Genomic DNA, 14197 nt, shown 5'->3' on the forward strand with positions numbered 1-14197 from the left:
GCTCTCCTGCAACGTTATTGCCGGTGCGGTCGTCCGCCACGACGGCACTGGTGTGGAGCTGATTGGTGACCTGCCGGTGGGACGACTTCGGCCGGGGAGGCGGCACTGACTCCCCGACCGATGACCACCGCACTGCTCTCTACCGCTCTACTGCAGGTACTACGACGCGAACGGACCTTGGGCTCAGGAACCGAACTCGGTCAGCAGCGCCTGGCGCTGGCGCTCGCCGAGGCCACGCACCCGGCGGCTGGCGGCGATCTCGAACTGCTCCATCAGGGCGGCCGCGCGAACCTTGCCGACGCCGGGGAGTGCCTCGAGGAGGGCGGACACCTTGAGCTTGGCAAGGGCCTCGTCCGTCTCGGCGTCGATCAGCACCTGCTTCAGGGTGGTGCCGCCGCGCTTGAGGCGCTCCTTGAGCTCGGCGCGCACCCGGCGGGCGGCGGCGGCCTTCTCCAATGCTGCGGAACGCTGCTCGGGGGTCAACTGGGGCAGTGCCACTTCGGCCTCACTTCTGATCGACAAAGGGTTGTTCAAGATCTACTGCGGACGAACGGGGACGCTGCGGGCGACGGCTGACCGGGTGCTCACCAGAAGCTCACCACAGGACCGCCGACCCGACCAACTACATCGGGCCTGATCTGTGACCAGCACAGATCCACTCGAACCTACCCAGCGCGGGGGGCTGCGGCAAACCGCACCCCCCGGGTTCGCCCGACTCGCGGGGTGAGATATAGAACAGCGCGGCGGCAGTTTGGGACCCTCGTCCGGCTGCCGTGATCCAAATGGTGGACCGGCGCCGGATCAGGCGCGCATCCTGGCCACCAACGCGGTGTCGTAGTCGCCGGAAACGAACTCGGCGTTGTCCAGGAGTTCGGCGTGGAAAGCCAGATTCGACTTCGGCCCGACGACCGTAAAACCCGCTACCGCGGTGCGGGCCAAGGCCAGCGCGGCTTCCCGGTCGGGACCGTGGACGATCACCTTGGCCATCAACGAGTCGTACGACGGGGTGACGGTGGTGCCCTCCGCGTAGCCGGCATCGACCCGGATGCCCTCGCCGACCGGTTCGACCCATTCGCGGATCGCGCCGGGACCGGGCAGGAAACGCTTGGAGTCCTCGGCGTTGATCCGGAGTTCGATGGCGTGACCGGTGACCGTCAGGGCGTCGGGGTCGAAGCCGGGATCCTCGCCGGCGGCGATGCGCAGCTGGGCCTCGACCAGGTCGATGCCAAGGACCGCCTCGGTGATCGGGTGCTCGACCTGGAGCCTGGTGTTCATCTCGAGGAAGAAGAACTCGGTGGCGGTTTCGCCGTCGTGGCCCGGAGCCAGCAGGAACTCGACGGTGCCCGCGCCCTGGTAGTCGACGGCTTCGCCGGCCTTGCGTGCGGCGTCCAGCATCTGGGCGCGGACCGGGGCGGTGAGCGCGGGCGACGGGGTCTCCTCGGCGACCTTCTGGTTGCGGCGCTGGACCGAGCAGTCACGCTCACCCAGTGCGACGACGCGGCCGTCGGCGAGCCCGAGGATCTGCACCTCGACGTGCCGCACCCGCGGGAAGTACCGCTCGACGAAGACCGACGGGTCGCCGAACAGCCGTCCGGCGAAGGCGGTGACCTTTTCGTACTCGGCCGCCATCAGGGCGGGGTCGGAGACGACGGCCATGCCCATCCCGCCACCGCCGGCGGAGGCCTTGATCATCACCGGGTAGCCGATGCTCTCGGCGGCGGCGGAGGCATCCGCTGCGGTGGTGACGGGGTCCTCGGTGCCAGGCGCCACCGGCACTCCGGCCGCAGCCATCAGGTTGCGGGCGGCGATCTTGTCGCCCATGGCGGTGATGGCGGCAGGGCTGGGGCCGACCCAGATCAGGCCGGCCTCGACGACGTCGCGTGCGAAATCGGTGTTCTCCGAGAGGAATCCGTAGCCGGGGTGCACTGCTGCCGCCCCGGTCGCCTTCGCCGCGGCGAGGACAGCGGCGGCGTTCCGGTAGGACTCGGCGGGGTTGGCCGGGCCGATCAGCACGGCCTCGTCGGCCTCCAGCACGAACGGCAGGTCGGCATCGACCTCGGAGTAGACGGCGATGGTGCGCAGGCCCATCCGCTTGGCGGTGCGGATCACGCGGCGGGCTATCTCACCTCGGTTGGCGACCAGCAGTGAGTCGAACATCGCGATTCAGGTGTCCTTTCATGGGCGTATCGGTCCGCGCAACCGTAGTGGATCCGCGCTTATCAACTTCGCCGGCGCTCATGATCGGGTCGATTCGCGTCACTCCCGTCACATTTCGACCATGTTGATAAGCGCGGTCGAAGTTGATAAGCGCGGGAGCTCAGAGGCCGTCGGTGGCGCGGAAGGCGATGCCGGAGCCGGTGATGCGGACCCCGGTGTCGCCGGCGGCGATCCAGATCGAGCGGCCGCGCGGAACCTCGACCACGTGACCCTCGCCGTCGACGACGGATGCGCTGCCCTCGACGACAAGCACCACCTGCGGGCCGTCGTGGGTGAGGTCGAGCGGCTCCTCCGAGAGGGCCAGCCGGGCGAGCCGGAACTCGGGGACCGGCGTCCTGTAGACGAGTTCGCCGGGACGGACCTCGTCCCCGCTCAGGATCTCCACGTCGCCGGCGGAGAAGTCGAGCACCCGCATCAGCTCGGGAACGTCGACGTACTTGGGGGTGAGCCCGCCGCGGAGCACGTTGTCGGAGTTCGCCATCAGCTCGACGCCGACACCGGCCAGGTAGGCGTGCAGGTTTCCGGCCGCCAGGAACAGGGCCTGACCGGGAGCCAACGTGACCCGGTTCAGGAGCAGCGCGGCCAGCACTCCGGGATCACCCGGGTAGCGTTCGCCCAGTTCCAGGGCGGTCCGGTACTCGGCGGTGAAGGGAGACCCTTCCCGGACCAGTCGCACGCAGGCCGACAGCACCGACGCGAGGAGCGGTTCCAGCATCGAGGACGGAATGGTGAGGATCGAGGAGAACAGCGCCCGCACCCCGTTGGCGTCCGGCTGGCCCGACAGCAGTGACAGGTAGTGATCCAGTTGCGGCACACCGAGTTCGGCCAGCAGCTCGACCGTCATCACCGGGTCGCGGAAGCCGCACAGGGCGTGGAACTCGGTCAGCGCGCAGATCAGCTCCGGCTTGTGGCTGCCATCCTTGTAGTTGCGGCCGTTCGCGCTCATCGGGACGCCGGCCGACTCCTCCAGCCGGAAGCCACGCGCAGCTTGCGCCGCAGACGGATGTGCCTGCAGCGACAGGGGTTCCGCCGCAGCGAGGACCTTGAACAGGAACGGCAGTCGGGGACCGAACTGCGCCTCGACGCGCTCGCCGAGCATCAGCACGGGCTTGTCGGTGATCGCCTCCAGCAGGGAGCGCTCACCGGCCGCCTCCAGCAGCACCGATGGATCACCCGGGTGAGCGCCCATCCACAGCTCGGCCTGCGGGTGCTGGGCCGGGCTCGGAGCCCCGATCAACTCGGCGATCGCCGTCCGGGAACCCCACGCATACGGCCGGATCCGGTTGTCCATCAGTTCCATGTGTCCATGCCCTGCTCTCGTTCTCGCGAGCCACCGACGGTAGCCGGGCGAACCGCCCAACGGGTGCCACCGACCCGTCCCAGCCCGTCCGGGAAGTCCAAGGGAACGAGCTGACCTGTCGCGATACCCACGTAGACGGCCGCAAAATCGAGCCGGACGCACGCCGCAACTGCAGCATCGAAGGCGTCTGCCGGTTGCCCGGCCGGCGTGCCGTAGTCCGGTCCGGATCCACCGAACCGGGTGTCCTGGGTGCTCCAGTCGGCCGGACCGGCGACGGCCGGGAGCGAGTCGGGCGAACCGTCGAGATGCATTGCGCCGGAGAACGAGCGAAGCAGCCCGGCCAGCACCATCCGGTCGGCGGCCGCGCGGGTGGTGCGGCCGCCGGGTCCCCCTTCGGGAGCGGTGGAGACCAGCAGCGGTTTGATCTGCTGGGTGGACGGTCCGTCGTCGAACGGGTCGGCGAAGAGGTCCTTGCCGGCGGCGGCCCGACGCAGCAACCCCGGCGACAACGCGGCCTGTTCCGCGGTCAGCACGCCGGCGGCCACCCCGCCGAGGTCGGCCAGCACCGATGCCCCATGACGAGCGATGGCATCGCCGAGCCGGTCGCAGCCGATCAGCAGCGGAGTGCCCTCCCCCAGGTACTCGGCCAGGTTCACCCCCGGATTGAGGAATGTCTCGGCACCGGGGTGGCAGGCCAGCGAGATGGCATCCAGCAGATCCGCCGTCCGGGCCAGATCGACGCGTTGCGCGAGACCGGCCCGCGCGGCGACGACCGCCAGCAACGACCATCTGGCACTGACGGACAACGCTTCCGGAACGGCGACCACCGGAGCGATCAGCGAGGGTCCGGCCGCTTCGGCGACCGGTCCCGTCTCGGCGGCCCTGACGATCGTCGTCGCGCCCCGTCGACGCGCGATGCCGGCGGACTCGGCGGCTGATTCGTCGTCGGCACGACTGGCCAGCACCACGACGAGGTCGAGCGGTCCGACCCAGGGCGGCAGGAACGGCGCGCCGACGATCGGAGCCGGCGAGTTCGCGCCGACCAGCGCCGTCAGGAATGCAGTGTCACCCTCGGCGTCACCGCCGACGACCACCATGGCGCGGGGTCGGTCGATGGCCGGGAGCGAGGCCGACGCGTCGAGCACGGACCGGACCTGCGCGCCGGCTGCGGCGGCAGCCGGCAGCAGTCCGGCGACATCGGTGGCCCCCACGTCGGGTTCGCGCAGGATGCCGACACCCGGGACGGTCATGGTGCCGGGTGTCCATCGGCCGGACCACCGGTGGCCTCGTCGAGCAGCAGCACCGGGATGTTGTCGCGGATCGGGAAGACGCGGCCGCACTCCGTGCACGTCATCGCGGAGGCCTCCGGGTCACCCGGGGCGCCCAGGACGAGCGGCGCGTGGTGCTCTGCCGGGCAGGCGAGTACTTCCAGCAGGACCGGGTCCAGTTGAACTGGCATGTGCCGGAACTCCCTTCTTGCTCATGACGATTGCGCGATGACCTTGGTCCCCAGCTTCCACCGACTGAAAACGGCCGGAGGCACACCGACAACGGACGAGGGCGTGCGATTCGTTCCGCAGCCTGGGGTGCATCTTCCAGACTAGGTCGCGGTGCACTGTCGTGGTGGCCGCGCGACAAATCCTCGGGCAGGCAGCTCGGGGTCCGGACGCCCAGCTCAGTCGGGCGGGAAGCGCAGGACGCGCAGGTGACCACGACGCCCGGTCGTGGCAGGGGCGGCCTCGTGAACACGCTCGACCCGCCCGGCCTCGCGCACGGCGTCGGCGAGCGCTTCGAGATCGTCCGAGCTGCGGACGTCGTCGTCGAAGTCGGCGTCCGGACGGACCACTTCCCAGCCCTTGGGGGCCGTGAGGTGGACGGCGTGACGCGAACACAGGTCGTAGCTGTGCGGTTCAGCGGCGGTGGCCAGTGGGCCGACGACGGCGGTCGAGTCGGCGTAGGCGTAGGTCAGCGTGGCGACGGCCGGGTCGGTGCACCCGGTCCGCGAACAGCGACGTGATCTGACCACCTCGGGACAGTAACTCCTGACCATGCGCCAGAAGGTGGCGGCGCGCCGGGGAGTCGCAGGCGCGCGCCGGGCTCCTACACTCACATTCGTCATGGCAGAACCGAGCGCGAATCAGATCCCCGAAACCGGGCGGGCCACCCGCACCTCCGGGCCAACCCCAGCGCCCGGGCGGACCAGCCGGCGCCTGCACCGGGACCGACGAGGGCGAGGTCTGCGGACACCGCTGCTGCCGGCCCAGCTGCCGGCCGCCAGAACGCGGGCCCAGCAGTTCGATCACGCTGTCCTGGAAGCCGTTGCGGATCTGGAGGAGCGCTGGCCCACCGAACTGGCGTCGATCGAGTTCGCCGTCGACGAGGTCCCATCGCTTCCGCCCGGCAACGTCGTGCCGTCGTCTGACGTGGTCCTGGACGGCGGCGTGCCGCTGACCCGGTTCTCGCCCCCGGGAGTGGACGCCAGGGGCAGAGCTACGAAGGCCAGGGTGGTGGTCTACCGGCGCCCGCTGGAAGTCAGGGCGGCCGATTCAGGCGATCTGGGCGAGTTGGTCGCCGAGGTGCTGGGCGAGCAGCTCACCGCTGTTCTCGGTGAGGGTGGAGCGCAATAGACGAACCGAGCTCAGCCGACGCTGCGCTTGAGACGGCGGCGCTCTCGCTCGCTGAGCCCGCCCCAGATGCCGAACCGCTCGTCGTTCGCGAGGGCGTAGGTGAGGCATTCGGCCCTGACCTCGCAGCCGGTGCAGATCTTCTTCGCCTCGCGGGTGGACCCGCCCTTCTCGGGGAAAAAAGCCTCCGGATCGGTCTGGGCGCACAGAGCCCGCTCGTGCCAGTCGGCCTCGTCACCCAGGAGTAGATCGCTTCCGACCTCGATCTCGCTGAACGCAGACGGGGTCACCGCAGCCGGATCGAACATGCCGGGGGCACGGTGGAACGCGGTCAGGGCGACCGGCGGTGCGTCGAACGCGCTGTCCGCGTCGTCGGAATCCGCGACGTCGAACTCGTCCTCCGCCGAATCGATCACGTTCTGCACGGTGGAGACTTCCCCCAGATTCGACACAGGCCGAGTCCTTTCAGTGTTCTTCGAGCCAGCGGTGTTCGAGCCAGCGGTGTTCGAGCCCGAGCCGACAGCCGAGCAGATTCGACCCAGGAGGGCCGAGAGCAATCCAGAAAGTTCGGCGTCCAAGCGAGCACCAACGAATCACATCGATGTGATTACACAGGTGTGTCCCGCGTCGCGTCAAGCGCCATGCGTGCTATCAGGCGTTTTTCCTGCCGCACACTGGAGGTATGACCGGATCTCTGAGTAAGCAGGCCGCTGGCAGATGGGTGTTCCCGGCCCTGGTCGCCATCGCTGTCGCGGCGGGCTGGGCCGCCGCCACCAACACGGCGCCGATCGGTGTCTGGATCTTCGTCCTGGTGCTGGCGGGCTGGGTGATCACACTCTGCTTCCACGAGTTCGCGCACGCGGCCACCGCACTCGCGGGCGGTGATTCCTCCGTCCGCGCAAGGGGTTACCTGACGCTGAACCCCTTCCGCTACCTCAACGCCGCGTACAGCATCGTCATCCCGGTGGTGATCCTGGCGATCGGGGGCATTCCCCTGCCCGGTGGCGCCGTGCTCATCGAGAACCACCGACTGCGCACCAGACTCTGGTCCAGTTTGGTATCACTGGCGGGCCCGGCCACCAACCTCGTCCTCGGCATACTGCTGGTTTTCATCACCAGAGCGCTACCGGTGGAGTTCACGAACGGGGTGTTCGACCCGAACGGGTTATATCAGGCTCTTTCGTTCCTGGCTCTGCTGCAATTCGTGACGGCCATCCTGAACATTCTGCCGGTGCCCGGTTTCGACGGGTTCGGGGTGATCGAGCCATACCTGTCCGCCTCGACGCGCCGGTCCATCGCCCCGATCCGCCCCTGGGCACCGCTGGTCGTCTTCGTGATCCTGTTCTCGATCCCGAACGCCAGCTTCTACCTGTTCAAGCCGGCCTACTGGCTGATGGATCTTTTCGGCACGCTTCCCATCAGGGTCGCGGCCGGTATCGGCGCCGGCGCGTTCCGGTTCTGGCAGTAGCCTCGGCCTGCTGGACCGACCCGTCGCCCAACAGTGGCAGGATCGCTCGGGTGAAGATCACTGTGCTCAGCGGCGGTGTCGGCGGGGCGAAGTTCCTGCTGGGCGTCAAGGCTTTCGTCGGTCTGGACCCGTTCGGCGGTGCCGGTACCGATCCCGTGACCGGCGAGGCCGCGACGCCTGACGTGACGGCAATCGTCAACAACGGCGACGACATCCGGTTGCACGGGCTGCAGGTCTGCCCGGACCTGGATTCCTGCCTCTACACGCTGTCCGGCGTGGCCGACACTGTCCGAGGGTGGGGGCGGCTCGACGAAACCTGGACCGCGGCAGCCGAACTCGCCTCGTACGGCGCCGAGGCACCGTGGTTCTCCCTCGGCGACAAGGACATCGCCACCCACCTGGTCCGCACGCGGATGCTGGATGCCGGATATCCGCTGTCGGCCGTCACAGCGGCCCTCGGCGCGAAGTGGCAACCGGGGGTGACGTTGCTGCCGATGTCCGACCAACGGATCGAGACCCACGTGGTGGTCAGCGATCCGGCGTTCGAGCCGGGGCCCGGCAGCACCGCCGGTGCGCCAGATGTCGCGCTGCACTTCCAGGAGTGGTGGACGCGTTATCGGGCCGGCATTCCGGCCAAGCGTTTCGTGTTCGTCGGCGCGGAGGAGGCTCGGCCGGGAGCGGGTGTACTCGAGGCACTCGCCACGGCCGATCTGATCCTGGTGGCACCCTCCAATCCGGTGGTCTCGATCGGACCGATCCTGGCCGTGCCCGGTCTCCGCGAGGCACTACTGGCCGCACCCGCCAGGATCGTCGGCGTCTCCCCGCTGATCGCCGGCAAACCGCTGCGCGGGCACGCCGATGCCTGCCTGGCCGCCATCGATGTCGAGTGCAGCGCCCAGGGCGTGGGGCGGCACTACGGGGCCAGGTCGGAGGGTGGACTGCTGGACGGCTTCCTCGTCGCCGAGGGTGAGGACGTGCAGATCCCCGGCGTCCGGGTGGCGGAGGCTCCCCTGCTGATGATGGACCCGCAAGCCACCGCCGCGATGGTGGCGGCGTGCCTGGAGCTGTCCCGATGAACGGGCCGACTAGCGATGCCGCTGCGATCCCCGACGGTGCGGCGGCGGCGCCGGCCGGGCTGCAGGTGATGCCCGTCCACGGACTTCCTGACTTCCGCCCGGGTGACGACCTGGCCGGGTCGATAGCCGCAGCCGCGCCCTGGATCATCGACGGCGACGTCCTGGTGGTGACGTCGAAGGCGGTGTCCAAGTGCGAGGGGGCGCTGGTCCCCTCCCCGACCGATCCGGTCGCACGTGAGCAGTTCCGTCGGGACCTGATCGACGCCCACACGGTCCGGCTGGTCGCTCAGATGGGCCGGACGAAGATCGTCCAGAACCGGTTGGGCATCATCGCGGCCGCGGCCGGTATCGATGCCTCGAACGTGCGGCTGGACGAGATCGCGCTGCTGCCCGATGATCCGGACGCCTCCGCGTCGGGCATCGTCGCGGCGTTCGCGCAGCGCGGCCTGCGGATCGGTGTGATCATCACGGACACGCAGGGCCGCGCCTGGCGCAACGGCGTCACCGACGTGGCGATCGGCGCTGCGGGAGTGCAGGTACTGGAGGACCACCGCGGCGGGGTGGACGCGTTCGGCAACGAGTTGGTCGTCACGCAGGTCGGGCTCGGTGACGAGATCGCCGCGGCCGGCGACCTGGTCAAGGGCAAACTCGCGGGCGTGCCGGTGGCCGTGGTCCGCGGGCTCGACGGCCCGGAATCCTGCGATGCCTCCGCCGCGCGCACCCTGCTCCGCCCGTACGAGGAGGACCTGTTCCGGCTCGGCACGGATCTGTCGGTGGCGCAAGGGCGCCGCGAGGCGGTGCTGCTGCGCCGGACGGTGCGGACGTTCACCGGCGCTCCGGTGGACCCGGCGGTGCTGGGGCGATGCGTCGGCATCGCCCTGACCGCACCGGCGCCGCACCACACCCGGCCGGTCCGCTTCGTCCTGCTCCGCGAGCATCGCCGGTCGATGCTGGAATCCATGCTGGCCGAGTGGGAGGCCGACCTCTCGTCAGACGGTTGGCCGCAGGACCGCATCGACCGGCGGACCGCCCGGGGCCAGATCCTCGACCAGGCCACCGAGATCGTCATCCCGTTCGTCACCGGCGACGGTCGTCACGACTATCCCGACGAGCGACGCCGCCAGGCCGAAAGAACGATGTTCACGGTGGCCGGCGGGGCCGCCGTGCAGGCCCTGCTGGTCGCACTCGCCGCTGAAGGCCTCGGATCGGCGTGGATCTCCTCGACGATCTTCGCGCCGGTCGTCGTGCGGTCCGTGCTGGACCTGCCGTCGCACTGGGAACCGTTGGGCGCCATCGCCATCGGCCACCCGCACGATCCCATGGCTCCCCGGCCGCCGGCCGAGGTGGCCGACGCTCTGATCGTCCGGTAATCCAGGCTTCCGGAGGGCGATGGTGCTTCGGGTACGTCCCTGACAGCAGGTAACGCCGTCGGTACGGCGATTCATCGCGGCCCGAACGCCATGGGGCGAACGCGTTACCTGCTGTCAGCGTCCGACCCTGGGTCGTCTGCCGATGCAGACTCCGCCCGCGCTGCGGCCGACTCAGGACGGAGCGGAGAAACGAACACCGTTGGCCGGGATCTCGATCCCCGGCCAGACCCGCAGGCCGCCCAGCAACTCGCATCCGGCGCCGACCACGGCCGCGTCGCCGATCACCGCGTCGCTGACGACGGCTCCGGCGCCGATGACGGCCCCGTGGCCGATCACCGAGCGGACGATCTTGGCGCCCTCGCCGATGTCGGCGCCGTCGAACACGATGGATCCATCAACACTCGCACCGGCAGCAACTTTGACGTTGCGGCCCAGAGTGGTGCCGCCACCGACCACCGCGTCGGAGGCGACGACGGCGCCGTCCAACACGAGCAGGTCGGCCGCCGGCTGAGGAAGCGCGTCGGTCGGGGCGAGACCGCGCACCAGATCGGCCGACCCCTGGACGAACGCCGCCGGAGTGCCCAGATCGAGCCAGTAGCTGGTGTCGATGTGGCCCATCACCTTCGCACCCGATGCCAGCAGGCCGGGGAAGGTCTCGCGCTCTACGGAGACGACCGTGTCAGCGGCGATGTCAGCGATCACGCTGCGCTTGAACACGTAGCAACCGGCGTTGATCTGGTCGGTGGGCGGGGTCTCGGTCTTCTCCAGGAAGGCCTCCACCCGGCCGTCGGGGTCGGTCGGGACACACCCGAACGCCCGCGGATCGGCCACCTTGACCAAGTGCAGGGTGACGTCGGCGGAGTTGTCGCGGTGGGTCGCGAGCAGTCCGTTGAGATTCACTCCGGAGAGGATGTCGCCGTTGAACACCATGACATCGGTCCCGCGGAGCTTCTCATAGACATTGCGGATCGCCCCGCCCGTACCGAGAGGCTGTTGCTCGACGACGTACTCGATCTCCAGGCCGAAGGCCGACCCGTCGCCGAAATAATCGGTGAAGGTTTCCGCCTTGTAGGACGTACCGAGCACCACATGGGTGATACCCGCCTGGCGGATGCGGGACAGGAGATGCTCCAGGAACGGCACCCCGGCCGTCGGCAGCATCGGTTTCGGCGCGGAAAGAGTCAGCGGCCGCAGCCGGGTGCCCTGCCCACCGACCAGAACCACCGCGTCGACGTCCTTGGCCTTTTCCATCGTTCTCCTCGTTCAGCAGTCAGGGTGTGTCTGTCAGATGCGGCGGCCAAATAGGGCGGCAGTCCCGATGACTTTCCGACCGCCTGGACGCCCGCCGGAGTCCGGCGTCGGTCTCATGCTCTGGCGAATAGTACGGTCCACCCGCGTCCGGGACCGATCGATCTGCTGAGACTCGGGGCACTCTACGTCGATGCAGCACCGGCCGAAACGGAAAAATTCACCCGTTGGGGCAGGCTGCAGGCCGCCGCAGCGACGGTCGGCGACGCAGCGGACCCATCAGGGCAGACATACCCGTGAACGCCGCCCCGAGCCAGGTTCCGTCCTTAGCATGACAGGACATGATCATGCTTCGAGCGGGGGAATCGGTGGACGAGTACCGCAGGACGGCACGCGCGGGACGCACCTGGAGGGTGCCCGCGGCGACCGCCGTCGCGCTGCTGCTCCTCAACGTCCTGACCGTGAGGCCGGCGACAGCAGCGGTGCCGGTCCGGGTCGATTCGGCCGCCATTTCGGCCGGCGCGGCCGCCGCTTCGGCCGGCGCGGCCGCCACTCCGGCCGGCGCGGCCGCCGCGCCGGTGAGGATCGGCGTCTTCCGGGTGGCCGACCCGCAGGTCATCAACGGTTATGCCCGAATCGTCTACTACCTACGGAACGTGCCACGCGGTGCCGGCGCCCAGTTGGAGGTCTCGCCCGCCGGGTCCGGCCGGTGGCAACTCATCGGAAACGTCCCGGGGCCCAACGAGGTCGGTACCAGCGCGCTCTTCCGTACGCCGCCGATCGGGGTGTTCTCGACCAGGCTAGTGGTGCGGATCGGCAGTCGGGTGCTCGCGGTATCGCCATCGCGATCCTTCCGGGTCTATGCGGCCCTACCGGCCGAGTCGGTCTACCGGAGCATCGGCCAGAACTCCACGGTGAAGACGGCGACGATTGGCTCTGCATATTTGCGCTACATCGACTACACGGGATTCGCCTCGAACACCATGTCGGTGGACCACTCGACCTGTCGCAGCGTGACCGTGTCGGGCGGCAATTCCGGCACCCGGCACTCGGCGAACGTCCGGGTCAGCCAACAGGGCACGGCTCCCACCCTGCTCACCATCCAGCCACAGGCGATCTCTTCCGCGCGTGTTCCGCTGAGCGGTCTGGCCCTGACCATCACGCTGGAGCCGAGCGACGACTACCTCTACTTCTATGCCTATTTCTCCTGCTATACCTCGACCGGACAGTGACTCGCGGCTGATCGAACCAACGGGAGTTCGGGCCTGCGAGCGGAGCGGACCCGCAGGGGTTCCGCTCGTGGTTTGCTTTAGGTCTTTTCCGAATGGCCGATGCGGAGGTTGTCAAGGGTTATGCCAAGGTCGTCTACTACCCCCGCAATGTTCTGCGCGGGACCGACGTTCAATTGGAGCGCACGTTCGGGGTAGCCAGCGCCCGTGGAGCCGTCGGAGGCAAGAATTTGGAAACACGTCGAGTCGGCCGCCTATGCTGAGACCAACACCGTGTCCTGGACTCAGACCACCTGTCGCAGTGTCACACTCTTCGGCGTCGATAGTGACGAGGTCAACATCGCGCGCATCAGCGTTGTACAGGACAACAACCAGGAATATGTTATGGACCGTCCACCCCAGGGCGCAGTATCAGCCTATGATTCGCTCGATGGAAACGCACTGGACAAATTTCTGGCGCCTACCTATTGTCGATATGGTTTCTCCACCATGTACTGCTACGCCTACTTCAGCGGCTACTCGACGACAGGTCAGTGGCCTGGACGGTATGATCAACAGATCGGGGCCGGTTGGCATCGTCCGGCCGCACCACATCGCCCGAGGCGCTGTGACGGCAGGTATCCAACGGTCACGCTCCGCAAGGTTATTGACCCTCGCCCGGTGAGACCATGCGGCAGGTGTGACACATCCCCCCGTTCAGCGCAATGGGTTGCTGCCAAACCGACTCCAATTGGCCGTTCCTACCCTCAAGAGTGGTCCGAGTCCTTAGGGGTTCCGTTTGGAGCGGTTTGTCCCTAGAGTGACGGAACTTGTTCGCATCGCGTAGGGGGAGAATCACATGAAGAGACTCATCGGCTCGGGCAATTCCGGACTACGACGAAAGCTTGCTATTGGCGCACTCGGACTCGCGCTTTCTGCAGGGACGGTGCTGGCTGCACCTGCTGCGTCAGCTGGTCCGGCCATTTCAAGTACGACTGCTGCAAATTTGGCCTCGACGGCCGCAGCGGTGAGCTTCGGCGTGTTCCGGATGGCCGACCCGCAGGTCGTCAACGGATACGCGAAGGTCGTCTACTACCTCCGCAATGTTCCGCGCGGCGCTGGCGTGCAGTTGCAGCGCACGTTCGGGACCGCCAACGCCTGGGGCACCGTCGGCAACGTGGCGGCCACCAACAACGTTGGTCTTACGGCGATTTTCAAAACGCCGCCGATCGGCACCTTCTACGCGCGACTGGTGGTCCGCATTGGAGCCCGCGTACTGGCTGTTTCGCCGGCGGTGCTGTTCCACGTCTACTCAGCAATTACGGCTGAGGCCGTATACGGCCACACTAGCTCAACAACAACAATTGGCTCGAATCTCTTTCGCTACATTGATGTATATGGCAATGGAAGCGGCGTCTCGCTCAGCCAGAACTACTCGACCTGTCGATCAGTGACCGTCATTGCTGGGAAGAGTGCCACCAGTCAAACTCAGCCCGGGCAGATTCAGGTCGTTCAGGAGGACGCAGACGCAGCAACGCTTAATGTCGCAGCCGACAGAACGGCGACTAAGCGAGTCGCCCTGACCGGTCACGCTTACCAGATCAATATTGTCGATCCCGGCGGAGACGACAGCTACACCTACCTATACGCATACTTCAGCTGCTTCACGGCGAACGGGCAGTAGCA

General features: G+C 68.0%; 14 protein-coding genes. 6 read left to right on the forward strand and 8 right to left on the reverse strand.

Annotated elements, in window-relative coordinates:
• Positions 1–183: 183 nt before the first annotated feature.
• From mihF to ABIB25_RS19305, 6 genes are all read right to left on the reverse strand, one after another.
• The gene (gene mihF, locus ABIB25_RS19280) at positions 184–498 is read right to left on the reverse strand and encodes an integration host factor, actinobacterial type (RefSeq protein ID WP_354530168.1); all 315 of its coding nucleotides are present in this window, start codon (positions 496–498) and stop codon (positions 184–186) included.
• A gap of 303 nt (positions 499–801) precedes the next feature.
• Entirely contained in the window at positions 802–2157 is a 1356-nt protein-coding gene (locus ABIB25_RS19285; RefSeq protein WP_354530127.1) for an acetyl-CoA carboxylase biotin carboxylase subunit, read from the reverse strand.
• 160 nt (positions 2158–2317) lie between these two features.
• Positions 2318–3517: a mannose-6-phosphate isomerase, class I gene (manA, locus tag ABIB25_RS19290; protein WP_502919854.1), complete on the reverse strand. Its 1200-nt coding sequence runs from the start codon at positions 3515–3517 to the stop codon at positions 2318–2320.
• Complete coding sequence (locus tag ABIB25_RS19295) at positions 3508–4767, reverse strand: hypothetical protein (RefSeq protein ID WP_354530129.1); 1260 nt, start codon at positions 4765–4767, stop codon at positions 3508–3510. Before ABIB25_RS19295 ends, manA begins: the two co-directional genes overlap by 10 nt.
• Positions 4764–4976 carry a Trm112 family protein gene (locus ABIB25_RS19300; protein ID WP_354530130.1) on the reverse strand — a complete coding sequence of 71 codons (213 nt, stop codon included), beginning with the start codon at positions 4974–4976 and terminating at the stop codon, positions 4764–4766. The genes ABIB25_RS19295 and ABIB25_RS19300 overlap by 4 nt, the downstream gene beginning before the upstream one ends.
• A 216-nt stretch (positions 4977–5192) precedes the next feature.
• On the reverse strand, positions 5193–5543 hold the full coding sequence (locus tag ABIB25_RS19305) for a DUF3499 domain-containing protein (protein ID WP_354530131.1): 351 nt from the start codon (positions 5541–5543) through the stop codon (positions 5193–5195).
• A gap of 91 nt (positions 5544–5634) precedes the next feature.
• Here ABIB25_RS19305 and ABIB25_RS19310 point away from each other — a divergent pair, with 91 nt between their 5' ends.
• Positions 5635–6144 carry a metallopeptidase family protein gene (locus tag ABIB25_RS19310; RefSeq protein WP_354530132.1) on the forward strand — a complete coding sequence of 170 codons (510 nt, stop codon included), beginning with the start codon at positions 5635–5637 and terminating at the stop codon, positions 6142–6144.
• 11 nt (positions 6145–6155) lie between these two features.
• Here ABIB25_RS19310 and ABIB25_RS19315 read toward each other — a convergent pair whose 3' ends face one another.
• Positions 6156–6407: a WhiB family transcriptional regulator gene (locus ABIB25_RS19315; protein ID WP_354530169.1), complete on the reverse strand. Its 252-nt coding sequence runs from the start codon at positions 6405–6407 to the stop codon at positions 6156–6158.
• A 416-nt stretch (positions 6408–6823) separates the two neighbouring features.
• Between ABIB25_RS19315 and ABIB25_RS19320 the strand changes: the two genes are divergently transcribed.
• The 3 genes from ABIB25_RS19320 to ABIB25_RS19330 are packed head-to-tail and all read left to right on the forward strand — an operon-like array spanning position 6824 to position 10055.
• Positions 6824–7609 (forward strand): site-2 protease family protein, encoded by a 786-nt coding sequence (locus ABIB25_RS19320; RefSeq protein WP_354530134.1) that lies wholly within the window; start codon positions 6824–6826, stop codon positions 7607–7609.
• A gap of 50 nt (positions 7610–7659) precedes the next feature.
• Positions 7660–8685: a 2-phospho-L-lactate transferase gene (cofD, locus tag ABIB25_RS19325; protein ID WP_354530135.1), complete on the forward strand. Its 1026-nt coding sequence runs from the start codon at positions 7660–7662 to the stop codon at positions 8683–8685.
• On the forward strand, positions 8682–10055 hold the full coding sequence (locus ABIB25_RS19330) for a coenzyme F420-0:L-glutamate ligase (RefSeq protein ID WP_354530137.1): 1374 nt from the start codon (positions 8682–8684) through the stop codon (positions 10053–10055). The genes cofD and ABIB25_RS19330 overlap by 4 nt, the downstream gene beginning before the upstream one ends.
• 171 nt (positions 10056–10226) lie before the next feature.
• Here the strand turns inward: ABIB25_RS19330 and manB are convergent, their stop codons facing one another.
• The gene (gene manB, locus ABIB25_RS19335) at positions 10227–11306 is read right to left on the reverse strand and encodes a mannose-1-phosphate guanylyltransferase (RefSeq protein ID WP_354530138.1); all 1080 of its coding nucleotides are present in this window, start codon (positions 11304–11306) and stop codon (positions 10227–10229) included.
• A gap of 338 nt (positions 11307–11644) precedes the next feature.
• Between manB and ABIB25_RS19340 the strand changes: the two genes are divergently transcribed.
• Together ABIB25_RS19340 and ABIB25_RS19345 are read left to right on the forward strand one after the other, a co-directional pair.
• Entirely contained in the window at positions 11645–12535 is an 891-nt protein-coding gene (locus tag ABIB25_RS19340; protein ID WP_354530139.1) for a hypothetical protein, read from the forward strand.
• An 835-nt stretch (positions 12536–13370) separates the two neighbouring features.
• The gene (locus ABIB25_RS19345) at positions 13371–14195 is read left to right on the forward strand and encodes a hypothetical protein (protein WP_354530140.1); all 825 of its coding nucleotides are present in this window, start codon (positions 13371–13373) and stop codon (positions 14193–14195) included.
• Positions 14196–14197: the final 2 nt, after the last annotated feature.

The organism is Nakamurella sp. UYEF19, from assembly GCF_040546275.1.
In the GTDB taxonomy this organism is placed as follows: Bacteria; Actinomycetota; Actinomycetes; order Mycobacteriales; family Nakamurellaceae; genus Nakamurella.